This window comes from Eisenbergiella massiliensis (assembly GCF_003435485.1).
Genome location: NZ_QVLV01000012.1, coordinates 38,999 through 64,083 on the forward strand (window position 1 = coordinate 38,999; position 25,085 = coordinate 64,083).

The 25,085-nt window shown below is 50.0% G+C and carries 18 protein-coding genes, 1 other RNA gene and 1 other annotated feature; of the genes, 1 reads left to right on the forward strand and 18 read right to left on the reverse strand.

Going from position 1 to position 25,085, the window contains the following annotated elements; translation table 11 throughout:
* Positions 1-18 precede the first annotated feature (18 nt).
* The 17 genes from DXC51_RS17145 to deoC form a co-directional block, all read right to left on the reverse strand.
* Positions 19-585: a hypothetical protein gene (locus tag DXC51_RS17145; protein ID WP_117545013.1), complete on the reverse strand. Its 567-nt coding sequence runs from the start codon at positions 583-585 to the stop codon at positions 19-21.
* A 132-nt stretch (positions 586-717) separates the two neighbouring features.
* Complete coding sequence (rnhA, locus tag DXC51_RS17150; RefSeq protein WP_035321921.1) at positions 718-1,188, reverse strand: ribonuclease HI; 471 nt, start codon at positions 1,186-1,188, stop codon at positions 718-720.
* A gap of 66 nt (positions 1,189-1,254) precedes the next feature.
* A complete protein-coding gene (locus DXC51_RS17155; protein ID WP_117545014.1) occupies positions 1,255-2,943 on the reverse strand; it encodes a MutS-related protein in 1,689 nt (562 codons plus the stop codon).
* Positions 2,944-2,964: 21 nt separating this feature from the next.
* On the reverse strand, positions 2,965-3,693 hold the full coding sequence (locus DXC51_RS17160) for an MBL fold metallo-hydrolase (protein WP_025491059.1): 729 nt from the start codon (positions 3,691-3,693) through the stop codon (positions 2,965-2,967).
* 69 nt (positions 3,694-3,762) lie between these two features.
* A complete protein-coding gene (locus tag DXC51_RS17165) occupies positions 3,763-4,266 on the reverse strand; it encodes a GreA/GreB family elongation factor (protein ID WP_025491058.1) in 504 nt (167 codons plus the stop codon).
* A 465-nt stretch (positions 4,267-4,731) separates the two neighbouring features.
* A complete protein-coding gene (locus DXC51_RS17175; RefSeq protein ID WP_021636370.1) occupies positions 4,732-6,102 on the reverse strand; it encodes an NCS2 family permease in 1,371 nt (456 codons plus the stop codon).
* A gap of 253 nt (positions 6,103-6,355) precedes the next feature.
* Complete coding sequence (locus DXC51_RS17180) at positions 6,356-7,660, reverse strand: amidohydrolase family protein (protein ID WP_117545016.1); 1,305 nt, start codon at positions 7,658-7,660, stop codon at positions 6,356-6,358.
* A 94-nt stretch (positions 7,661-7,754) separates the two neighbouring features.
* On the reverse strand, positions 7,755-8,186 hold the full coding sequence (locus tag DXC51_RS17185) for a cytidine deaminase (RefSeq protein ID WP_021636373.1): 432 nt from the start codon (positions 8,184-8,186) through the stop codon (positions 7,755-7,757).
* A gap of 18 nt (positions 8,187-8,204) precedes the next feature.
* Complete coding sequence (locus DXC51_RS17190; RefSeq protein WP_117545017.1) at positions 8,205-9,041, reverse strand: purine-nucleoside phosphorylase; 837 nt, start codon at positions 9,039-9,041, stop codon at positions 8,205-8,207.
* 155 nt (positions 9,042-9,196) lie between these two features.
* Entirely contained in the window at positions 9,197-10,669 is a 1,473-nt protein-coding gene (spoIVA, locus tag DXC51_RS17195; protein WP_025491053.1) for a stage IV sporulation protein A, read from the reverse strand.
* Positions 10,670-10,780: 111 nt separating this feature from the next.
* A complete protein-coding gene (tyrS, locus tag DXC51_RS17200; RefSeq protein WP_102288379.1) occupies positions 10,781-12,004 on the reverse strand; it encodes a tyrosine--tRNA ligase in 1,224 nt (407 codons plus the stop codon).
* Positions 12,005-12,233: 229 nt separating this feature from the next.
* Positions 12,234-12,516, reverse strand: a binding site (T-box leader).
* A gap of 400 nt (positions 12,517-12,916) precedes the next feature.
* Positions 12,917-13,756, reverse strand: coding sequence for a YihY/virulence factor BrkB family protein (locus tag DXC51_RS17205; RefSeq protein ID WP_021636382.1), 840 nt, complete (start codon positions 13,754-13,756; stop codon positions 12,917-12,919).
* A 311-nt stretch (positions 13,757-14,067) separates the two neighbouring features.
* Positions 14,068-16,737, reverse strand: a complete 2,670-nt coding sequence (locus DXC51_RS17210; protein WP_117545018.1) for a SpoIID/LytB domain-containing protein — start codon at positions 16,735-16,737, stop codon at positions 14,068-14,070.
* A 78-nt stretch (positions 16,738-16,815) separates the two neighbouring features.
* Positions 16,816-17,000: non-coding RNA, 6S RNA (gene ssrS, locus DXC51_RS17215), on the reverse strand.
* A 128-nt stretch (positions 17,001-17,128) separates the two neighbouring features.
* Positions 17,129-18,826, reverse strand: coding sequence for a phosphoenolpyruvate carboxykinase (ATP) (locus DXC51_RS17220; RefSeq protein ID WP_021636385.1), 1,698 nt, complete (start codon positions 18,824-18,826; stop codon positions 17,129-17,131).
* A 288-nt stretch (positions 18,827-19,114) separates the two neighbouring features.
* Complete coding sequence (locus tag DXC51_RS17225) at positions 19,115-20,911, reverse strand: aminopeptidase P family protein (RefSeq protein WP_117545019.1); 1,797 nt, start codon at positions 20,909-20,911, stop codon at positions 19,115-19,117.
* 75 nt (positions 20,912-20,986) lie between these two features.
* Entirely contained in the window at positions 20,987-21,649 is a 663-nt protein-coding gene (deoC, locus tag DXC51_RS17230) for a deoxyribose-phosphate aldolase (RefSeq protein WP_025491048.1), read from the reverse strand.
* A 352-nt stretch (positions 21,650-22,001) separates the two neighbouring features.
* Between deoC and DXC51_RS17235 the strand changes: the two genes are divergently transcribed.
* On the forward strand, positions 22,002-23,372 hold the full coding sequence (locus DXC51_RS17235; RefSeq protein WP_021636391.1) for a citrate/2-methylcitrate synthase: 1,371 nt from the start codon (positions 22,002-22,004) through the stop codon (positions 23,370-23,372).
* Positions 23,373-23,446: 74 nt separating this feature from the next.
* On the opposite strand, the gene thrC is transcribed toward DXC51_RS17235, so the two are convergent.
* Positions 23,447-24,940 (reverse strand): threonine synthase, encoded by a 1,494-nt coding sequence (gene thrC / locus DXC51_RS17240; RefSeq protein ID WP_117545020.1) that lies wholly within the window; start codon positions 24,938-24,940, stop codon positions 23,447-23,449.
* Positions 24,941-25,085: the final 145 nt, after the last annotated feature.

The following is a 25,085-nucleotide window of genomic DNA, read 5'->3' on the forward strand; positions in this document are numbered from 1 at the left end:
GGCAGGAAAAAGGATGTTTTATATTTGTTTGATGTAGGCTTCCCAAACTGTCGGGAATTTGGTTTGGATAAATTTTGCGTAAGAGCAGGCGGGATTTTCTTTCATGTTTTTTTCGTTTAGGTATTGTATGAGCTGCCCGTGCATGGAGGCAAGCTGGGCGGGGGTTTTGTCGGTATATTTTTTTAGTATGAATGCGCCGCGCTTCTGTTGTTCCATCAGCCATTTATAGCAGTCGGTTATTGTCTGGCAGTCAAGTACGGGCATGGGGGTAACGGCGAGTCTTGCGCAGGGGATGTTTGGGAGCGGGAGGGTGTCTTCCTCTTTGGCTTCTATTGTATAGATGTATCCTTTTTTGCCTTCTGCCGCTTCCCTGAGGGCATTGGGATACCATTCCTGATAATGTACGGTGCCGTCCTCCTCAAAGCCATAGGGGAACCAGTAATAGGGGCGTTCTACCGTATTTATCAGGTAAAAGCCTGCTACTATTTTTATCGTGGTCATATACAGATAGGGTCTGTCATGATCCGCCTGGCGGGGCTTGAGGATTTTGATGTCGGGGGTATTGCTTCCGTGATATAGCAGCATCGCTTCACCTCTCAAAATGCAAATGTGTTGCAGGTTTGGTTTCCGTATTCATGTGGCTGATTGGTGCAGGTATTGTATTCACCGGCAGGGATGAACCAGGCAACAGGCAGCGCAGGTCAGGCCGGCTTTCAGTCAGACGCCAGGGTCCGGGAGCAGGTTGGTGCCGTCGGCGGCGGTGGTGGCCAGGGTGTCGCAGCGTTCATTTTCGGGGTGGCCGTCGTGGCCTTTAACCCAGGTAAAGGTGACGGTGTGGGGGGCGGCGGCTTTCAGGAGGCGTTTCCAGAGGTCTACGTTTTTAACGGGGCCGGAGGCTCCTTTCCAGTTTTTTTTGAGCCAGCCGTCTATCCAGTGTTTGTTGAAGGCGTCCGTTACGTATTTTGAGTCTGAGATAACCTCAGCCTCACAGGGGCGGTTGAGGGCTTCCAGCCCGGCTATGACCGCCATGAGCTCCATGCGGTTGTTGGTGGTTTTGATATAGCCGCCGGAGAGTTCTTTTTCGTGCAGGTTCCCTTTCTGATCCACATATTGGAGAATGGTTCCGTAGCCGCCGGGGCCTTCCGGGTTTCCTCTTGCGGCTCCGTCTGTGTATATGGTTACTTTCATTGATTTTCCCTCATTTCTTGCAATAGTCATTTTTGTCCAGCCGTCAATGTATGGTATTTTCCGCCGTTACGTCCAGTTTCCGGTTTCCAGGAAATGCGCGGCCAGTGCATTGGCTTCTTCAATGATTGCATTTTCATAGCCGATGATGCCGAGCAGGCGTATCGCATTGCGGGTCATTGCTTTTCCGGAACGGAGTATATAATTGAAAAGAATGTCTCCTTCCAAGATTTCTTCTTCAAAATGGTAATTGTCATAGCAGTCCGCCAGCAGCTCCGTCAGCTCAATGTCATGCGTGGCTGCAAAGCAGAGGACACCGGGGCGGCTGAGGCTTCGCAGGATCTGGGTGGAGGCGGCGATCCGTTCCACGGTGTTGGTGCCCCGCAGGACCTCGTCCACAAAACAGAGGACAGGGGCGCTGCCCTCCCTTGCCGCATCCAGAATCCGTTTCAGGGATTTGATTTCCACAATATAGTAGCTTTCCCCGCCTTCCAGATCGTCACGCAGGGCCATGGAGGTCATGATGCGGTACAGGCCCCCCGAATAAAAACCGGCGGTGCAGGTGTGTATTGTCTGGGCCAGCAGTGCATTCAGAGCCACGGCCTTCAGAAAGGTGGATTTTCCGGAGGCGTTGGAGCCGGTGACCAGGATTCCCTGCTTTGCCAGGATATCATTTTTCACAGGCTCTTCCAGCAGAGGATGATAGAGTCCCCTGATTTCAAGGCGTACGCTTTCCCTGCTGTCCTCCGTCAGGCGCGGGCTGCACCAGCCGGAAGCCAGGGACGCACGGTAGGAAGCGATGGCTATGCAGGCTTCCGTTTTTCCGGCAATGGTGATCATTCTGTCGATGTCCGTAAGGTGCTTCCTGACCTCCTTAAGCATGGTGTTGAAGCAGATGAGATCCAGGTGAAGGAGCATATTTACATAGTCCAGTATCAGGGACAGGGGATCTCCCGCCGTATCGCTTCCGCGCATGCCGAGCATGGCGCTGTAACGGAATTTGCCGAATTTGCCCTCCAGTATTTTCAGTTCCTCCCATTCCACTTTCAGCACGGGGATGTCCATTTTCCTGATCCGGGCCGAAAAATCCAGTATCCGGCGGACATAGGCAAAGCTGGTAAGATAAGGCTCGATTTCATGCTTCTGTTTCATATAGCCGAAAATATTTACCGTAAAAAGAAGGAAAAGGAACATCATGCCAATGGGCGGGGAAACGATAACCATGCCAATGGCCGGAATGAGCAGAAGATCGCAGATTATATGGGAAAGGCTGCTGCGCTCTCCCAGATTGTCAAGGTAATTCAGATAATCATAGACGGAATATTTTCCGCTTCTGCCCAGCTGCATATAGGCATACTGCAGCTGTTCACGCAGCTGCTCCTGCTGCCCGAAGCAGGTAATTTTTTCTTCCATGGCGTCCAGTGCCTTTGCGTCTTTCAGCTGCGGGGTCCTCAACAGATAATAGAGATATTCCTGTCCGGCGGAGGAATAGGTCTGGTTCATCCGGAAAAAAAGCTGATCCATGCCAAGATCGTTCCAGGTGATATCATCCACCTGTTCCGGCTCCTGATGCATGGAAAAATAGCCGGGTATGCTGGAAAGCTCCTCGTCCGAATAGTCTCTGTCCGGCACTGCGCCGAAGCCTTCATGTATTTTCCGCTTCTGCCTGCGCTGCTTTACGCGTTCATCCGCCGCTCCCTTTATAAATACGGCCAATACGGCCGCTATGACGAGCACCAGTATCATAAGCGATTCCATATGCAAGTTCCTCCTGCTTTTTTAAAGCATAAATTCTTCTCCGCGTCTGCTGATGTCAACGATTTGCGCCGCATGCTGCCGTCCGGTCTGTGTTTCCTTATATTTGGAAATATAGCCGTATTCCTCCCACATATGCATGGGGAATACGTGGGTTGCCGATGTCTTCTGGAGAAAATAATCCATCCCTAGGCCATACGCCGCTTCCAGCCTGGGATCTAGCGGTACGAAAGCCGCGTCAAAGCGTTCTCCTGCAATGCTGTCGATTTCCCGCCTGAAGCCAGTCTCCATATTCCGGTTCCAGCTCGCGGGCTCCCCTTCCCAGTGCCACCAGTTTAAATCCCCTGCATGGTAAAAGGTCTTCCCCTCCGCTTCCACAAGAAACGCAACGCCTTCATCCGTGGATTTCAGCGTACGGACTGTCACAGCCTGGCTTTCCCCGCCATAACCGGTCTGTTCATGCGCCTTCATCACCGTTACATCAGACAGCGCCTCCGGATCCGCCTTTTTGCGGAGCAGATAGTCGGGCTTGAGCTTGATATCATTTCCGAAAAAATAATGTATATGAGGATATTCCTTCCGCAGCTCCAGAATTCTCAGGCTGAAATGGTCCTGATGCTTATGGGAAGCAAATACCAGTATTGTTTTCTCCTTATCCCACGAGGGAAGCTCTCCTGTAAAATAGTCAAACAGCAGCACATGTTTCTCCAGCTCCACGCAAAAGCCGCTGTGCGCGATATAAGTAATTTTCATAGCCACTCCTTTCCCGTCCTTTTCCTATAAACCATCCGCAGGCCGGCTTGCCGGCAGCGCCCGAGGCTCTTAAAAGCTCCTGATTTTATCAGAGCCGTCGTCAATGGTTTTCCGGATGGAACGGACCACCACATAGTAGCCGTAGCTGCTGTTCACCTCAACATATACCCTGTCCCCTTCCCGGTGTCCCAGAAGAGCCCTGCCAATGGGGGATTCCGTGCTCACCAGGCCTTCCAGGGAATTTCCGCGCATGGTGGTGACGATTTTCATCGTTTCCGTGGTACCATCCTCTTCAAAGAACAGCTCCACCGTATTGTTTACACCGATCTCGTCCTCTTTGGAATCGTCGGATATCACCTCCGCCGTCTTGATCATCCTCTCCAGGAAACGGATTCTGCTTTCATTCCGGTTCTTCTCTCTTTTGGCCGCATAGTATTCAAAATTTTCACTTAAGTCGCCCTGGGCCCTGGCTTCCTTCACCGCCTCCAGCGCCTCCTTGCGGACCACCAGCTTCCTGTATTCAATCTCTTCCTTCATTCTTTTGATATCATTTTCTGTCAACTGGTTATGCATATTATCACTCCTTTTCATGCCACAGTTTTGCCCAGGCCCAACTGCGGCTGCCTCCCGCCATTAAAAATCGCTGCGCGGTGGGCCGGCTGCCTGCCGCCGCTATACATTCGTTGAACTGTAATCTTTTTATCACTTCGGCAGCTCTGTCCTATACATTTACCGCCCAATAAGCTTCCGGGATATTGTACCATACATTTTTCCATCTGTTTATCCTTCCCGGAAAAATTTATAAAAATTTATGTTTTCCCTGCCATTCCCCTGTCGGTTAAAATGCTGTTCTGTCAAAAAAGAGCCTCTGCGGTCACATGGACGGCAGGAGCTCTTTTCATAAGCTTCTTTATTATGTAATTATCAGCAGCTGTGAAGAATCCGGGCAGACAACTGTTTCCCCCCTCACAGTTACAATTATCACATGACGGTTCCGCATGGATTTCCGCCATAAATGTGAAATTGCCGTTTTGCTGATTACAGGAAAATATATTTCAGAATAAACAGGACTGTAAGCACATACATCAGGATGCTGATCTTCTTGTCCTTTGCTTTTCCTGTCAGCAGGTTCAGCAGTGTCCAGGAAATAACGCCGATGGCGATACCTTCGGAAATGCTGTATGCCAGAGGCATAGCGATAATGCACAGGAATGAGGGAATCGCTTCCGACATATCTTCAAAGTTGATCTTCACAACCGCACCCATCATATAGAAGCCTACAATGATCAATGCAGGAGCTGTTGCAAAGGAAGGGATGGTAAGGAACAGGGGTGAGAAAATCAGCGCAAGCAGGAACAGAAGTCCTGTGGTAATCGCTGTCAGGCCCGTACGTCCGCCTTCTGTTACACCGGATGCACTTTCTACAAAGGTGGTGGTGGTGGAAGTACCGAAAATAGCGCCGACGCTTGTTGCCACTGCATCTGCCATCAGGGCGCCCTTAATCCTGGGCAGCTTGCCATCCTTGTCCAGCATATCGGCCTTGGATGCTACACCGATCAGTGTTCCCAGCGTATCAAACAGGTCAACAAACAGGAACGCAAACATTACTACAATAAAATCAAGAATCCGGATTCCTGAGAAATCTGCCTTGAATACCTGGCCGAAGGTCTGGCCGAAGGAAGAAAAGTCAAAGCTTACGATTGCGGAAGGGATTACGGAATACATGCCTGCATCCGGATTGGGAACGTAAATACCAACCAGTTCGCAGATAATTCCCAGTATCCATGTGATAATTATACCTAAAAGGATGCCGCCCTTTACTCTTTTTACAAGAAGAATGGCAGTAATCAGAACGCCAATCAGGGCCAGGATAGCGCCGATACCGATGGAATGGAAGGTATCTCCCTTGAAGGACTGATAGGTAAGCAGTGTTGCATCGCTGTTTACAACGATTTTAGCATTCTGAAGTCCGATAAAGGCGATGAAAAGTCCGATACCAACGCTGACTGCGGATTTCAGGGTCATGGGAATGGCATTGAAAATCGCCTCACGCACATTGGTAAGAGAAAGTATGATAAATATAATACCTTCTACAAATACCGCCATCAAAGCGATCTGCCAGGAATATCCCATATTCAGTACTACGGTATAAGCAAAATAAGCATTCAGGCCCATACCGGGAGCCAGTGCAAACGGATAGTTTGCGAACAGTGCCATCATGGCTGTGCCGACAAATGCAGCAAGCGCAGTTGCGATCAGAACCGCATGAGCATCCATTCCCGCCGCGGAAAGAATGTTGGGGTTAACCGCAAGGATGTAAGCCATTGTCATGAACGTGGTAATACCGGCCATGATTTCTGTCTTCACATCGGTTTTGTTTTCCTTCAGTTTGAAGAACTTTTCTAACATCTCCCTACCTCCTAAGATTGTGTTAAATAGTAGTGTAATAAATTAAAGAACACGTTACTAATTGTATACTGAAATCCAATTTTTGTCTATGCCCTTTTGTCGAATTCCGTCGGCGAATTCTGGCGTCAGAGGTCCTTTTTAGCAGATGGTCCAGATGCCGCCTTTCTCGCGGAAAGTGTAAAAGCAGTCCGGCGCAAAAAATTCCGGCGCAGCTGTCCCTAAACTGAGCAGCCGCGCCGGAACCCGTATTTTGTTAGTCGGCGCTGAGCCTGGCAATGATCTCATTTGCCTTTGCATAAAGCGCTTCCACATCGTCACAGCAGAGGAACCTGCCGTCATAGTAAAGAATCCGTCCGTCAATCATGGTCATTTTTACGTTCTGCTTGCTTCCGCTGTAAACTATATTCTTGGCAATGTTGTTAAGCGGCTGCATGTTCGGCTGATGCAGATCGATCATGATGATATCCGCCTTCTTGCCCTCTGCCAGGATGTCACAGTCCGTAAGCCCCATGGCCTTCGCCCCGTTGACCGTGGCCATTTTCAGCACTTCCTCCGCGTCCACTGCAGAAGCATCCTTTTCCTTCAGCTTGGCAAGGCCCGTGGTCAGGAACATTTCACGGAACATATCCAGGCAGTTGTTGCTGGAGGCGCCGTCCGTGCCTATCCCCACATTGATTCCCTTTTCCAGGAAACGGGTAATCGGCGCCACGCCGCTGGCCAGCTTCGTGTTGGAGCCGGGGTTGGTTATAATATGCAGCCCTTTTTTCGCGAACAGATCCATATCCTCTTCCGTGAAATGAACGCAGTGATAGCCGCCTCCGCCATAATCAAACAGTCCCAGGGAATCCAGGAACTGCGGCGGGGTCATGCCGTAGCGCTCCAGACACTCGTCCGTCTCCGTCCTTGTTTCAGAAATATGGGTAAAAAGAGGCGCCTTATATTTGTGCACCATTTCCGACACCTGCTCCAGCAGCTCCCTGGAACAGGTGTACTCCGCATGGACGCCCAGCATATAGGAAATCAGCGGATGCATCCGGTTCAGAGTCAGGTAGCGTTCCTCCATCACCTCAAGCGCCGGGCCGAATTTGTTCAGGCCGCTTACCAGCACACAGCGCATTCCCATATCCACACATGCCCGGGCGATATCCTTCGGTGACAGGTACATGTCAAATACAGAGGTTACGCCTGTGGTCAGATATTCCAGGATGGCCAGCTGCGTCAGATCGTAATTATCCTGCTCCGTCATTTTCGCTTCCAGAGGGAAAATCTTTGTGTTCAGCCATTCCTGCAGCGGCATGTCATCCGCAAAGGAACGCATGGCCACCATGGCCGAATGGGTATGCGCATCCTTGAAGCCGGGCATGAGCACATTTCCCTCACAGTCAATTTCCTTATCCGCAGCCAGGCCGGGGATGCCTGTCCTTTTGCAGAACGCATCCAGATCCGTACCGTCTCCCACATAGAGAATCCTGTCGTTTTCCACCCAGATTTCCCCTTGCAGCAGACTGCAGCCTTCTGCCATTGTCATGATTCTGGCATTGTACAAACGTATTTTCATGTTAAAATCTTCTCCTTATTTATTATGGCCGAAGCGCTCTCTTCGCCGCGCGGCCTTTCTTCCCTGCAGAAAGCTCCCGCCCGCAGCATTCCCGCTACAGATTGTCCGGGCCGAACCCTTCCGGCAAAAGCTCCTTCAACTTGAAAACCCTGTAATCATCTTCGGAAACCGCTGCGATTACCTCAAAGGTTTCCGGATTGCAGAACTCCATCATCACCTGACGGCACACGCCGCAGGGCATGGTATAATCCGAGAGCGCCCCCTGCCTCCCGCCAGCAATGGCAATCGCCCGGAATGCTCTCACACCCTCGCTGATACCTTTGAAAAAAGCCGTCCTTTCCGCACAGTTGGTTGGGGTAAACGCCGCATTTTCAATATTGCAGCCGGTAAAAATAAGCGGCTTTCCATCCTGCTCATAGGCTGCAAGCAGCGCGGCCCCCACATAAAAGCCCGAATACGGCGCATAGGCATTTTCCCGCGCCCGAATCGCTTCTTTGATCAAATTACGATAGTCTGTCATTTCCATCTCCCCGTTTTGCAGCTATTATTTTAAGGCTGCGCCGAATTTTTTCACAGATTCCGTCACCAGGGCCTTGAACTTGGGAGCCGCCGCATTGGCCGCTTCCTGCACTTCCTCGTGGGTAAGCGGGTTATCCGTCATGCCTGCCGCCAGGTTGCATACGCAGGAAATGCAGCAGATTTTCATTCCCATGTGATTGGCTGCAATGGCCTCCACAACAGTGGACATTCCCACGGCATCCACACCCAGCTTGTGAAGCAGCTGAATTTCTGCCGGCGATTCAAAGGACGGTCCCGTAAGCTGGGCATAAATCCCTTCCTTCAGGGAAATTCCCTGCTCCTTCGCAGCTTCCCTGATAAGCTCCTGCAGATCCTCGTCATACACGTGCGTCATATCCGGGAAACGCACTCCCAGCTCGTCAATGTTGGCGCCAATCAGTGGGTTGGGCGCCCAAAGGGAAATATGATCCTTAAGCATCATGAAATCCCCTGCCGTAAAGGAAGGATTAATTCCGCCGGATGCATTGGTCAGAAACAATACCTTCGCACCCATCAGCTTCATCAGCCTGGTGGGAAGCACCACATCGGAAATCGGATACCCTTCATAATAGTGGACCCTGCCCTTCATGCAGACCACCGGCACATCTTTCACATATCCGAAAATAAATTTCCCGGCATGTCCCGGAACGGTGGAAACAGGGAAGTCTTCTATCTCATGATAGTCAAGCTCCGCCTCCACTCTGATATCATCCGCATAATCGCCCAGCCCGGAGCCGAGCACAATGGCAACCTCCGGCTGGAAATCAATCTTACGTTTAAAGCTGTCGTAGCATTTCAACAATTTATCATATACGGGATTCATAGATAAGCCTCCTTTATTATGGTTATTCTGGCCCGCATAAGCCATATAATGTATCATTATAGCAGAAACCCCTGCCAATTCCTAGTGAAAAAACCGGAAGGCACCGCTGTGGATACGCATTTCCACAGCCACCTTCCGGTTTTTACTTTTCCTTATTAAATGATGATGCATACCATCCCGCCATTGCTGTCGTTGACGATCTTCTGCATGGTCTCCTGCAGCTTCACCTGGCTTTCATCCCCAATCATGGCGATCTTACTTGTGATGCCGTCATTGACCAGCTGTTCCACCGTTTTGCCGAAAATATTGGTTTCCCAGATACCGTCTGAGTCCTTCTCCGCATCCGCGATATAGCTGATCAGATCCTCTGCCTGTTCCTGGGTTCCCACAATCGGCGCGATTTCCGTTATAACGTTGGCCTTTATCATATGGATGGACGGGCTTTCCGCCCTGATCTTCACACCGAACTTGTTGCCGTGCTTGATGACCTCCGGCTTCTCCAGCCTGATCTCCGCCCGCTCCGGAGTTACGACCCCGTAGCCCTTCAGCCGCACGGATTCCATGGCGTGAAGCACCTTCGTATATTCCCTGCGCATTCTGGACATTTCCTTTAATACGGAAATAAGCTGATATTCGCTGGCCACATTTTCTCCGATAAGCTCGCTTAACATCTCGTAGTAATATTTATCGTCCACATCCAGAACCACCCGGATGCTGCCATCCGCCATATTGATTTTTTCCACAATGCAGCGCTTGATATATTCGCTGTCCAGCGCCACCTGGGTTTCCACCACATCCTTGACCGTATCAATGCCTTCCATCATCGTGCGCACCTTTTCGATGAGATCCGCTTTCAGCTTATGGGTATTGGGAAGCATTTCCACCCATTTCGGCATATAGAATTCGATCATGGTCACCGGGAATTCGTAAAGCACCTTTTCCATTATCTGGTTGATGTCATCACGCTTCAGCTGTTCACAGTTGACGGGAAGCGCCGTTACATGGTATTTTTCCTGGATCTGCGCCGCTGTGTGCTGGGCCTCCTCCCCATAGGGCCTTTGGGAATTCACCAGAACAAGGAAAGGCTTATGGAGCTTTTTCAGTTCCTGGATGGTCCTCTCCTCCGGCGGTATGTAGTTTTCTCTTTTCAGTTCCCCGAAGCTGCCGTCTGTGGTCACCACGATTCCTATGGTGGAATGATCGTTGATAACCTTCTTGGTGCCGATCTCCGCCGCCTGAGTGAACGGAATCTCATATTCAAACCAGGGGGTTTTTACCAGCCGTTCTTCATCGTCCTCCATGTGCCCGGCCGCACCGTCCACCATGAAGCCCACACAGTCCACCAGACGCACCTTTACGTTCACATCCCCGCTCAGCGTGATCTGGGCAGCTTCCTTGGGAATGAATTTGGGTTCTGTTGTGGTAATTGTTTTCCCGCCTGAGCTTTGAGGCAGTTCATCCTGCGCGCGTACCTTTTCCGCTTCGTCCGTAATGTAGGGCAGCACCAGCAAATCCATGAAGCGTTTGATAAAGGTGGACTTTCCGGTTCGCACCGGTCCCACCACACCGATGTAGATTTCTCCGCCGGTTCTTAACTGAATGTCTTTGTATAAATTTTGTGTATGCAAAGTGTCCATAAAAAAATCCCCTTCCGCTGTGCCTAGCTGTTACAAATATATGCAACGGAAGGGAATGAATATGACTAAAAAAACAGGAATGGAAGCCGGCTGAGATAAGGCTTATTTTACAACAATACGTTTGAAGTTTTTCTTGCCGCGTTTCAGGACCTTTCCTTCCCCGTGGAAATCTTCTCCTGCAAAAACAGCCTTGATGTCAGTTACCTTTTCTCCATCCATGGACACGCCGCCCTGTTCCACCGCGCGGCGGCCTTCGGAACGGGAGGCTACCAGGCCGGATTTAACCAGCAGGTCCAAAATATCAATGTTGCCTTCGCTAAGGTCTGCGGCCGTCAGCTCTGCGGTAGGCATTTCCGCCGCATTCCCGCCGGTAAAGAGCGCTCTTGCACTTTCCTGGGCCTTCGCGGCCTCCGCCTCGTCATGCACCAGCTTGGTCAGCTCAAATGCCAGGATTTCCTTGGCCTGGTTGAGCTGGCTGCCTTCCCATTTGTCCATTTCATCGATCTGCTCGATGGGAAGGAAGGTAAGCATACGCAGGCATTTCAGGACGTCCGCATCGTCTATATTTCTCCAGTACTGGTAGAAATCAAAGGGTGAAGTCTTATTGGGATCAAGCCATACGGCTCCCTTCTGGGTCTTGCCCATCTTCTTTCCTTCGGAATTCAAAAGCAGGGTAATGGTCATGGCGTATGCATCCTTGCCCAGCTTTCTGCGGATAAGCTCCGTACCGCCCAGCATGTTGCTCCACTGATCATCGCCGCCGAACTGCATATTGCAGCCGTATTTCTTGTACAGCATGAGGAAATCGTAGCTCTGCATGATCATGTAGTTAAATTCCAGGAAGCTCAGCCCCTTTTCCATACGCTGCTTGTAGCATTCCGCCCTCAGCATATTGTTTACGGAGAAGCAGGCGCCTACCTCGCGCAGCAGCTCCACGTAGTTCAGATCCAGCAGCCAGTCCGCATTGTTTGCCAGAATTGCCTTTCCTTCTGAAAAATCAATAAACTTGCTCATCTGCTTCCGGAAGCATTCGCAGTTATGGTCAATAGTTTCCTTTGTCATCATGGTACGCATATCGCTTCTTCCGGAAGGGTCCCCGATCATGCCGGTGCCGCCTCCCAGCAGGGCAATGGGCTTGTTTCCCGCCATCTGAAGACGCTTCATCAGGCAAAGCGCCATGAAATGCCCTACATGGAGACTGTCCGCCGTAGGGTCAAAACCAATATAAAAAGTAGCCTTTCCTGCATTTACCAGCTCTCTGATCTCCTCTGCATCCGTCAGCTGCGCCAGAAGCCCGCGCGCTCCTAATTCTTCAAATACCTTCATTTTTCATTCTCCTTTTGTTACTGTCCGGTAACTCTCAGTTATCTTTTTCATATTTTTTACAGGCCGACGCCAGGTTTTCCACTCGTATTCCATCCTTAAAAATCAAATATCCCGCTGCAAACAATGGGGGATTTGACCCTCGCGGCAGTCGCCGGCTATCCATGCAGGCATGGCTGCCTGGCTCGCTGCCCGCGCAAATAAAAAAATCCCTTTTTCCGTCATATCCGGAAAAAAGGACGAGTGTCTGTTACCCGTGTTACCACCTTCATTCGCAGCCAGCTCACACTGTCTGCCTCTTCGAGTACGACTGTCCTGTCTCCGGCCTGCAGTCCGGCCAACATCAGCGATACTCTTCGCAGGATAACGGTTGCTTTCCGTCGCAGCCTACTCTCTTAACGATTTGGGTGCGAAACTCCGGGATGTATTCGGGAAAGTATCTCCTGCGCCTCTCATCTGCCGGCTGCTTTCTGTAGGTTCTTCTTTTCCTTACTTCTTCCCATCACAGTTTTTAGAAAATGATTCATTTGCTATAAACTATCGTTAATGTATCACAAACCTTCCGGGCTGTCAACCCATGTTACTCTAAAAACTTGCAAAAGCCGCCGGAACTGACTATAATATAGGTGCAGTCAGTTCCGGGAGGAGTGCGGCGGCGGTTTCCTTTGGGAAGCTGCTTAGTATCGCCGGTGTCCGGTCTCACACTTATGAATCCCGAGAACACGCGGCGGCTGGCTGCCCTGTAATTACTGTAAAATCAAAGACCCCGCTACAAGCAACGTGGTATCAAACTTTCAGCGCTGCAGAGCAGCGGGGTCTTTGACCCTCGCGGCAGTCGCCAAATATCCATGCAAGCATGGATACTTGGCTCATTGCCCGCGGAAATAAAAAAATCACCGTACCCCGGTGATTTTTTTATTTTCTTACATTTCCATATGCCGTCTGTTCCCTGATTCTTCGGAAAGGGGCAAGGAACCTGTTGATATGCGCCCCGATCAGGAAAAGATAGAAGCAGAAATAAAGCCAGAGCATTACGATGACGATTGTGGTAAGGCTGCCGTACATGTCAAATCCGTTAAAGTGCTGGACGTAAACAGAAAAGCCCCAGGAAAAAATATTCCAGGTGGTTGCGGAAAATACGGCACCGGGAATCTGGTGGGAAAATTTCAGCTTACAGTTGGGTATATAGGTATACATCACCGCAAATATCAGGATCATGACGCACCAGGAAAAAAGCCCCCTGAAATGCAGCAGCAGCGCGAAGAGATCCTCCATCTGGGGCACATGCCGCACAATGGTGTCCGCCAGCAGATTTCCGAATACCATTACAATCAATAAAAATATGATGGTAATCAGAAAAATAATCAGGTAAAAGGAGGCTATAATTCTCTGCAGCACATAGTTCCGGTCCTCCACCACGCTGTTCATGGCATTCAGCCCGCGCATCAGCGCCAGCACGCCCTTACCCGCGGACCAGATCGTCACAATCGCCGCGGCGCTCATGATACCAAAGGAATTGTCATAAATGCTCGCAATCAAAGAGGACAGCAGGGGAGAAATCGTTGTTGGCAAAAGCAGGACAGCCTTTGTCAGATCGGATTCCTTCAGCGGCGTATAAGGTATGATGGAGCAAATCAGCATGACCATGGGGATCAGGGACAGAAAAAGGAAAAAGGCGGTGCTGGCCGCATATGCATTCACATTTGCACGGGACATCTGTCTTCCAAACCCTCTCAGAATCCTGTAAATTCTCATTGACCGCTTTTCCTTTCCTGCGTTTTATTTTGTAATCTGCTTATGGCATTTATTCCCGCGAGCAACGAGCCAAGTAGCCATGCTTGCATGGATATTTGGCGACTGCCGCGAGGGGTGCTATGTGCCAGTGGCACATGTTTTGCACCGACCGAAGCGGAGCGTAGACCGAATACCCCGCTGCTCTGCAGCGCTGCAAGTTTGATACCCTGTTGCTTGCAGCGGGGTCTTTAATTGGGATGATCCCATCCCGTATCGGCGCCGCAACTGCCAGCGCGGCGCCGCCGTTCCCGCGTCAGAGACGCAGAAAGCGGTCAGTAAACCGCTTTTACGCTGCTTCCTTCATAGAAAAATCCCAATATGGTGTCGCTGTCGCAGCCATCCGCCGCCATACTTCTGGCGCCGTTCTGGCTCAGGCCCACTCCGTGGCCGAAGCCGCCGCCAATTAACCTATATCCTACCACATATCCATTTTCTTTTCCAGTTTCCATGGTAAAAAAGGCGCTGGGAAGCATGGAGGCCGCATTATATTCGCTTCCGTCCTGGCGGATTACCTTGCTGGTGCCGTTGCTCAGGACATAACGGATATTGTGCTCCGTTTTCACCATTACCGCTCCGTTCTCTCCTTCGATAACCAGCTCCTCCGCCACACCGCCGGCATTTCTGGCAGCGATGTAAATATCCGTAACCCGGCCCGGATCCACCGGAGCCTGGTTGGCAAAGCCGCCGTCCGCCTGGCGGACATAAATCGCACCCGGATTTGCTTCATACCGCTTTACAATATTGGAATAGAGAATCGTACTGTCAAGCTGATCCACCTGATAGGTCCACCGGTACCAGGCTTCGTCTTTTTCAAAATCAGAATCCCTGGTGGTGGTGATAAAAGCGGCAAATTCCTCCTCAGTCATCATGGAGCCGGCGGGACTGATATCCGCTTCATTCACGCTTTCGTCAATCGCATCTCCCTGCGCATCGGTCACTCCCGCCACATTTACGGCCTTCGCCTGAAGATAAGGGAAATTTTCCGGAACGGAATTCAGCCAGATTCCCGTATTCGTCCCATAACCGCAGGAGGTGGAATAATAATAGGTATCCGCCAGCTGCTCACCGTAATAAACCAGCTCGCCCTTCGTCTCCTTTACCGCTTTGGTCGTTTCCACATTTTCCGTAATATTGTTATACACCTGGAATCCTGCGCTGTCATCCACATGGGCGCCGTAAGCGGGCAGCCCCGCATGCAGCATCTTCGCGTAGGCATAGGTCCTTGCGCATACCGCCTGTGCTTTCAGCGCTTCCAGCGGATATGAGGAAGGCATTTCACTGGGAACCACCGCGTAAAGATACTCCTCTAAAAGCACCTCGTTTATCACAACGATCCCATCCTGCTGCTTTTCCAGCTCCAGGCTTCCCCGGTATGAGGGCACTCCCTGGCTGCGGTTTACATTCAGAAGGCTGATATGCCCGGTGAGCACCGCAGGCTCAATGCGGACGCGTCCTCCCGCAAAAAGCTCGCTGTCTTTTCCTATCATGAGTGTTTCTCCAGCAGGCACCACCGTTGTCTGCCTTGCTTCATAAGGGCCTGATATCACAGAAAGGTCGCAGTCTGCCTTCATTTCCAGAGCTTCATGGAAAGCGCTTCCGAAATCCGAGGTCTTAACCAGCACCCGGATATTCTCCATCGCTTCTTCCTTGACTACCAGACAGGCCTGGATTTCCCCGTCTTCTATTACAAAATCCGTAAAATCATAGCCGATACATAAGTCGGTGGTATAATACTTTTTCAAAGTTCCGTAAAGCCTGTAAATTTTCAGCTTTTCGGCAAAGGGATAAAAGCCCTGGCCTTCAATCTCCGCCCCATTGTCCCTGATTTTTAACAGCTTGCCGGAAACCTTATCAGTGCACATATGAACCGCCGCCAGCGCCCCGTCCGCAAAAGAAAGATCCGCCACCTGTTCCCTGGAAGCTCCCAGCTGCTCCGCTTTTCCCTCCGGCATGGAAATCGTAAGCTCATAATCGTTCCAGAAGCAGCGCAGGGCATCCTTTTCCACTTCCATAAGCCAGATGTTGGACAGTTCAGACTGTGTTCCTGTCTTTTCCCGCAGAGCATACAGAATACCGTCCCTTTCCACCGCTACTATCGGCAAAAACAGACAATCCCTGATCCGTTCACTCATATAAGTATATGCGCTTTCTGCAGATATCAGAGCATTTTCTTCCAGCGCCCTGCCGTCCGCGTCCGTAACGGAAGCGCCAAAACCAATGGGTGTCAAATCCATATCGTGGATTCGCCCCTCCTGGTCATACACCCTCCTGGCTTCATCAAAGAAACGGTACCAGTCCTCCTGCAGTACCTTCTCCTTTTTCCGGTAGCCTCCGGGAAGCTCAAAAGCGCAATCCGGAAACAGCTCAGTAATCTGCTTCCACTGGGAAAAGGTCAGCATCCCGTCGCTGTCCGAAGACGCCTCCCGGGCAAAAATCGATGCATATGCGTTACTGTCCGTGATCCCTGCAGTATCCGCCAACAGCCAGGTCATATTACCAGCCTCCTGGAGCGACAGATATTCTCCTTCGGCACGCGGCACCGTAATCTCCACAATTGCCCGAATCAGCAGCAAAAACAGCAGCGCAGCCCCCAGCACAATCACAGTCAGCTTCATCCATCTTCCGCCCGGAGGATTTCCCCCGTATGTACCATTTCTTCCATTCAGGCCCGCCCTTTTGTTCAGGCCAGCGTTTTCCTTCAGGCCAATTCTTCCGGCAAAACCATAGCTCCTGCCCCGGGACTGTCTGTGATTCTGCTGTTTTCCGGCGCGGTTTATGGCAGCCAGACGTTTTTCCGCCCTGCGTTCCGCTTCCCTTCTCTGCGCGTCTCTTTTTTCATCCAGATACCGGTTATGCCCCGGTGTCTGCATGGTGCTCTTTCGCCTTGCAGACCGTGCAGGATGATTTTGTCTGCTGTCTCTTTCCCGTCCGCCTCTTTCCATAAACTCCCCTTATATTCAACAGTACAGAAAGTTTCAATGATTGAAAAAAGCAGCCATTGAAGGCTGCTCTTATCTTTTGTGTCCCCCAAAATGCCGGCTCTTGTCTTTTGACTCCTAGCTATCTGCTAGGTGGGTTACCGCAACCGGCGCTTCTGCCTTCCCCTGCGCAATGAGGGCCTGACATCCACGCGGCAATGTAGGAGTCCCGTTTAAAGTAAATGTAGGTTCAAAACAACAAGAGTTATCGAACATTTCAGGTTAGTTATATTATATCCTGATCGTACTGAAAATACAACAGAAAAAAAAGGAAAGGAAAGGCTGTAAACCACCCTTGTAACTGTTCAGACAGGTCTGAACAGTTACTAGCCCTTCCCTTCCACTTCTTTAAAAATTACAGAGTGTTAGCTTCGTCAACAACCTTCTTCAGCGCTGCGAGTGCTTCGTCAGGAAGCTTGTCGTAGCCGTCTTTCTTGGTTGCGAAACCTTCTACCGCATTTACACGGTCCTGCATACGAGCCTTTAACTGGCCAACATATTCAGGATCCTTCAGGTCAGGCACAAAGCCTTCCCAATCCATAATTTCGATATCGGAGAAAGGTCCCCAAGGCTTGAATTCTGCTTTTTCTTCAACGATGGTCTCAAGGATTCCAAGAGTATCGGCAGGTTTAACCTTCTTGCCCATGAAATCGCCTGTGTTGATGATGTAGCAGTCTACGTTCTTCTCTTCAACCAGCTTTTTGAACTTCTCATAGTCGTTAGCCAGAGGATAGGTTCTGAAAGGGTTAGCGTAAGGAACGATACGAAGAGCGTTCAGGTCGGTTCCTGCTGCAACACGTTCTGCGGAAGATGTCTTGGTAGCAAGGGTTGCGCCCATTACAGATGCAAGAGCGGATCCTTTCAGTTTAACTACCGGAGGAATGGTAGGGTCTTTCATAATCCAGAAGATAGCGTTAACGGGAGCGTCAAGCTTATCTACACGGTTAGGAGACCATAATTTGGATTTGATAGCACGTCCGTTACCATTTCTGATATCTTCGGTTACCAGCTGTACTTTTCCGTCCTCATCCAGAGTTGCGGAGCAGTTCTGAGCTGTTAATAAGTATTTGTTATCTTCACATCCTGTAGGATAATCTGCGGTCTTATCGAAATAAGAAGGCTCCAGAGCGATGGAAGCACAGGTATCTGTATTGATGATGAAAGCATCGTCATGAAGAACCTTGATGTCATACTTTCCGCCATGCTTTGCATGTGTCAGAGTAGACTTTCCGGATCCTGACAGACCGTATACGGAAGCAACATATTTTCTGCCGTCAGCAAGAGTATATTCCTTCTGTCCGCCGTGGCAGGAAGCATATCCGTTTCTGTTGGCAATAGCCCATGCCATTGTCAGAGTACCCTTCTTGTGCTCTCCGAAGTATTTCATACCAAGGATAGCTGCGCAGTTTTCGTTGGTATCGAAGTAGCACAGTGTCAGAGGATCGCTTAAGCAGCTGTAATCAACATCCGGATGGTTGGTGGGTGCCCACTGAGGATCGGAGAAGATATAAACGTCAGCTTCTTTGCCGTCTCCAACAGGTTTGGAGTTCTTGTACATTCTTACATACTCATCAGACATATACTGGAAATTCAGCATCCAGGAGTACATGATGTTCTCTTCGCCTTCCGGAATGAGCAGATGAGCTTTAACCATAAATTCAGGATCAAGGCCGATGTATACTTCTGCATGATACATTGTTTTCCAACGTGTCTCATAAACAGCATCCATAACTACCTTGTCAAGCTTTGCGGCATCTACACCAGGTTCGCCTTTGATACGGCGTGCTCCTGCATAACGGCCCGTAACTGCGCCGTCGTTGAACAGAAGAACCTTGGAATCTCTCTCAAGTCCGATTTCATCGCCTCTGTAAATAGGCATATCTGTTACAACAGTACCAGGAGAATTCTTAGCAAGATCATAAGCCTCTTTCAGAGTGTTGATCTTAACTACATTATTTCCGTAAAATGCAGCTTCAATGATAGATCTGGTTTTGGAAAAACCTGTCTTACCAGCGCCGATTTCGGAAATTGGATAATACGCTTTTGTTGACATTAGTACGTCCTCCTTTATTTGTGTGTATTATGTACCGCGTGATTGCAGCCTTTCCCCCTCGAGGCAGCAGCTGTTTAGGCTTGTCCGAAGAGCCGTTTCTGTTGCAAATCCACGGCTTCACGCCTTGCAATGCGCATCTTTTCACCAATGCGGCAGTGAAAACCGCACCGGCGCGGCCTTTTCACAGCGTAACCGCCGTAATCGTGCCTGCACACCTGTATTATTATCTCAAAGCGAGGTTTAAAAGTCAAGATTTTCTAATTCTAATTTAGCGATTTAAGAATATTTTTATATTTCCCTTGTCTCTTCCTTCAGCCAGAGCCTCTCTTCTTCCGTAAGCAAAGGAGAAATCTTCTCATAAACAGCTTTGTGGTATTCGTTAAGCATCCGGATCTGTCCCGGCTCCATCAGGGAAGGATTGATGCCTTCCAGGTCAATGGGCACATAGGTAAGGGTATCAAAATACATGAACTGTCCATCCCCGTTCTTCACGCCATTGCGGGCAACCATCACATTCTCCGTACGGATTCCGTGGCTTCCTTCTATATATACGCCGGGTTCATTGGTTACGTCCATGCCCGCCTCGATCACTGACTCGCTCTGTCCTTCCGTAAAACGCCAGCGGATTCCCTGCGGTCCTTCGTGCACGTTCAGAATGTAGCCTACGCCGTGGCCGGTGCCGCATTTATAATCGATATTTCTGTCCCACATGGGCTGTCTGGCCAGAATATCCAGGTTTCTTCCCGTACAGCCATACAGGAACCTTGCGTTGGTCAGCTGCAGCATCCCCACAGCCACAGCCGTAAAATGCTCCCTGATCTCTTCTGAGACGGGGCCAAGCACAATGGTTCTGGTCACATCCGTGGTGCCTCCCAGATACTGTCCGCCTGAATCCACCAGCAGCATTCCTTCCGCTTCCAGCTCCTTGCAGTTGTCGGGAGTGGCTTCATAATGCATCATGGCCGCATTTTCTTTGTAGCCTGCGATGGTGGGGAAGGACAGATCCAGATAACCGTCGATTTCGCTTCTGAGATGATCCAGATAATCCGCCGCTGTTACCTCGGTAATCTTCATTTTGCCCACATTTTTCTTCAGCCAGTAAATAAACCTGCACACTGCCGCGCTGTCCTTGAGGTATACTTCCTCCATATGGGCAAGCTCCACTTCGTTTTTCACAGCCTTCATCAGCTCCGTGGGATTCTTTGCGTCCCTGCACTCCCCTTTTTCCGTAAGGGTGCGGTAAAGGGCATAGCTGGTATTGCGTCCGTCATAGAGAACACATTCCTTTTCCGTCCTGTTCTTCAGGAAGTCCGCTGTTTCATCATATTTTTTCAGGACGATGCCGTACTTGGCAGCATGCTCCCTGAGCGCGTCCGTCACCTCCGTCTCCTGGATGAAAAGGAAACATTCCTTTGCCGTCAGATAAGCATAGGAAAGAGCCACCGGATTGCACTCCACGTCCCCTCCGCGGATATTGAACAACCACATGATATCGTCCAGCTTGCTTAACAGGAACGCATCGGTTCCTTCTTTTTCCATGACGCTGCGGACCTCTGCCATTTTTTCCCCTGCAGTCCTTCCGCAGATGGCTTCCTCAAGAACCATGACCGGGTGGCTTGGCAGCCCGGTCCTGTCCGCCCATACCTCATCCGCCAGATCCTTATCATAGGCAAAAATAATTTTCTTATCAGAAAGCGCCTTTTCCAGCCTACAGCCGAAAGCGGTATCCACCACTCTGCCGTCAAAGCCCAGCGTCTGGCCTTCCTTCATTTTCGCCTGCAGATATTCCTGAATGGTGGGCACGCCCTCGTCCAGCATCCTGAACAGCCGGATGCCTGTTCCCTTCAGTTCGTTCTCCGCCTGGATAAAATAGCGTCCGTCCGTCCACAGTCCCGCTTCCCCGGCGCTGACCACCAGGGTCCCGTTGGAGCCTGTGAAGCCGGAAAGATATTCTCTCATTTTAAAATACTGATCCACATATTCGGAATTATGGAAGTCGGCCGTAGGCACCATGTAATAGTCCACGCCTTCCCTTTCCATCACCTTCCTGAGCGCAGCAATACGCTCCTGTATTACCTGATTCATAACTTTTTCTCCTTTTCCCGCCGGGAACCGGGCCCGGTATTGTTGGCTGTCTGCTAAAGCTTCTGCCTGATGGCATTAATAATCCTTTGCGGCCTCTCCCTTGAGAAGCCCCACTGCGGAGGAGGTTCCGATTCTGTCGCAGCCCGCCTCCAGAAACATCTCCAGATCCTCTCTGGTTTTCACGCCGCCGGCCGCCTTGATTTTTACACCGGGGCCGATATGCTCTTTGAAAAGCTTAACATCCTCCAGGGTAGCCCCTCCCGTGCCAAAGCCTGTGGAGGTCTTGATATAATCCGCCCCGGCCTTGGTAACCGCCTGGCACATGGCAATCTTCTCTTCCTCCGTCAGGAAGCAGGTTTCTATAATCACCTTCAGCACACGGCCCTGGCAGGCCTCCTTCAGCATGCGGATTTCCGCCTCCACCTTGCCGTACTGATGATTCTTAACATCGCTGATATTCACTACCATATCTATTTCGTTGGCGCCGTCTCTGACCGCCTGTTCCACTTCCGCCGCCTTCGCTGCGGTCACGCTGTAGCCCAGAGGGAAACCGACTACCGTGCAGATATTAAGCGTTTCGAACTTATCATGCACCCTGCCCACATAGCAGGGAGGAATGCATACGGATGCCGTTCCATATTCCACCGCTTCCCGGCACAGCTTTTCAATGTCCTCCCATACAGCATAGGGCTTCAAAAGGGTGTGGTCAATATGTCTTAATATTTCTTTTTTATCCATTTCCTTCAACACCTTCCTTCCTATATTAGTGCTACTGCGTTACCGTCCGGTTCTCCCCGGGCTGTTCCTTTCACTATGGCACCGGAGGTCCATAACAAAAGAGCCTTCCTGGGGAAAGCCGGACAATACCACAATACCGCTTAATATTGTAATACAATACGCACAAAAAAGCTATCCCGAATCGTGAACGAAATGTTAAATGTTTCTAAATAAATACATTTTTTCTTGTTTCAAATTCTCATCCATGTTATTATGTTAATTATCTACTTTTCTTTTTTAACGTGTCAAACTAAAAATGGCCGGATGAAAAGCAAAGCAGACAATAATATTATGAGGAAAGGTGGTTGATTGAATGGAAGAACACAACAGCTATTCTGATGTTACTCCCGAAATCGTACGATTGGCTGAATTAAGCAAAGAAGCAGGTGTCATCGATACCGAGCTTTACACCAAATACGATGTCAAAAGAGGACTTCGAGACCTGAACGGAAAAGGCGTACTTGCCGGACTAACGAATATTTCCGATGTACGCGCTACAAAGATGGTGGATGGTAAATCGGTCCCCTGCGACGGTCACCTTTTTTACAGAGGCTATGAGGTTAACGATCTGGTTGAAGGTTTTCACAAGGATCACAGGTTCGGTTTTGAAGAGGTTACATATCTGCTGCTTTTCAACAAGCTGCCCACCAGGGAAGAGCTTGCCGAATTTGAAAAGCTGCTTATTTATTACAGAAGCCTCCCCACAAGCTTTGTGAGGGACATCATTATGAAGGCCCCCAGCAAGGATATGATGAACACGCTTGCCAGAAGCATCCTGACGCTCTACTCCTATGATGACAGGGCGGATGATGTTTCCCTTCCCAATGTACTCAGACAGTGCTTACAGCTTATCAGTCTCTGCCCGATGCTATCCATCTACGGATACCAGGCTTACAGCCATTATCATGACGGCAACAGTCTCTTCATTCATCAGCCGATGACCGAAGGGTCCATGGCGGAAAATATCCTCCATATCCTGCGTCCCGACAGCTCTTATACCCCACTGGAAGCCAGAATCCTTGATATCTGTATGATTCTGCACATGGAGCACGGCGGCGGCAATAACTCCTCCTTTACAACCCATGTTGTAACCTCCTCCCTGACGGATACCTATTCCGTAATGGCTGCTGCCATCGGCTCCCTGAAGGGTCCCCGTCACGGCGGTGCGAACATCAAGGTAATGCAGATGTTTGAGGATATGAAGAAGGAAGTAAAGGACTGGGCGGACGAAGAAGAGGTTTCCCGTTATCTGGAACGCCTGCTGAGCAAGGACGCATTCGACCACGCAGGACTGATTTACGGCGTTGGCCATGCGGTTTATTCCAAATCAGATCCGAGAGCTGTTATTCTGAAGACGTTCGTGGAAAAGCTTTCGGAAGAAAAAGGGCTTCATAAGGAATTTGAACTTTACAATCTGGTGGAAAAGCTCGCCCCCAGCGTTATTTCCGGGGAAAGACAGATGTACAAGGGCGTCAGCGTAAACGTAGACTTCTATTCCGGCTTCGTTTACAACATGCTCGGCCTTCCCACTGAGCTGTATACTCCGATATTCGCCATCGCACGTATGGTGGGCTGGAGTGCACACCGCATGGAAGAGCTTGCCAACAACGGCAAAATCATCCGTCCCGCTTACAAAACCATTTGTACGGACAAAGATTATATCAGTCTCAGGGACAGAAAATAATAAACAGGCCGGCACACAACGCCGGCCTGTTTTTTTGTGCAATAAAAAAACGTTCAGTTCAGGTTATTATTTCTTTATAGCCCGAGGAAGCTCTTTACAACATCCTTCATGCCGTCTTTTTCACATACGGTATCATGCAGTACAGGAGCTGTCCGGATCTCTTCGATTGCCGCAGGGATCTCCACATTGGCAATGCGGGCCAACTCGTCAACCAGCTCAAAATCTCCCCAGGAAGCATCCGCATATTTGGGATCAATGGCCTGCAGCACGCTTCTTGTGAATTTAAAGGGACTGGCTGTGGAAGCGATGACCGTTACGGTATCCTTATCCCCTGTCGCTTCTTTATACTTGTCATAAACAGCGGCCGCCACTGCGGTATGGGTATCAATCACATAGCCCGTATCCTCATAAAGAGCCCTGATCTTTGCGAAGCCTTCCTCCTCTTTTGCATAATTGCCATAAAAATCACCCAGCTGCGCTTTCATTTCCGGCGTGATTTCATATTTTCCGTCACCGCCCAGCGCTTTCATCAAATCTGCCGTCTTTTCCGGATCATTTCCGGCAATGCGGTATATCAGGCGCTCCAGATTGCTGGAGATCAGAATATCCATGGAAGGAGAGCTGGTCAGCACGAATTCACGGTTGCGATCGTATTCCCCTGTGGAAAAGAAGTCGTAAAGCACCTTGTTCTCATTGGAGGCGCAAATCAGCTTATTGATGGGAAGCCCCATATTCTTCGCGTAAAACGCCGCCAGAATATTGCCGAAATTACCGGTAGGAACCGTCACGTTGATTTTCTCACCCTTTGCAAGCTTGCCTTCCGCCAGCAGCTGTACATACGCATATACGTAATAAACAATCTGGGGAACCAGGCGTCCTATGTTAATGGAGTTCGCGGAGGAAAACTGATATCCTCCCGCAGCCATCTCTTTTTCCAGTTCTTTATCGGAAAAGAGCTTCTTTACACCGGTCTGGGCATCATCAAAATTGCCGTGGATACCCACCACATGGGTATTGGCCCCTTTCTGGGTAACCATCTGCTTCTCCTGGATCGGGCTGACGCCGTTCTTGGGGTAAAATACAATGATTTTCGTTCCCGGCACATCCGCAAAGCCCGCCAGGGCCGCCTTCCCAGTATCCCCGGAGGTTGCCGTAAGAATGACAATTTCCTTATCCGCTTTATTCTTCGCTGCCGCCGTAATCATCAGATGAGGAAGGATGGATAGCGCCATGTCCTTAAAAGCAATGGTTTTTCCATGGAAAAGCTCCAGATAATAAGCGCCGTCCGCTTCCGCCATAGGCGCAATCACTTCCGTGTCAAATTTGCTGTCATAGGCATTGGCAATACACTTCTTCAGCTCTTCCTCCGTAAAATCAGTGAGAAAAAGCTTCATAACCTCATAAGCCACTTCTCCGTAAGTCATACTGCCCAGTTCTTCCAGCGTCTTATCCAATTGGGGGATTCTCTCCGGTACGAAAAGGCCCCCGTCCTCTGAAAGTCCCTTCAGAATTGCCTGGGAAGCGCTTACTGACGCGTTACTTCTGGTACTCCTGTATAAGATTTCCATTTCACAATCTCCTCACCGCCTGCCGGGGCAGGCTCACTTTTTCATATGATTTACAGCCTGTGCATTTCCTGTATACATCCGGACAGGTTTCCATCGTGCCGTTCCCCTGTCAGTTCATCAGTATAACATACATTCTTTCCTGATG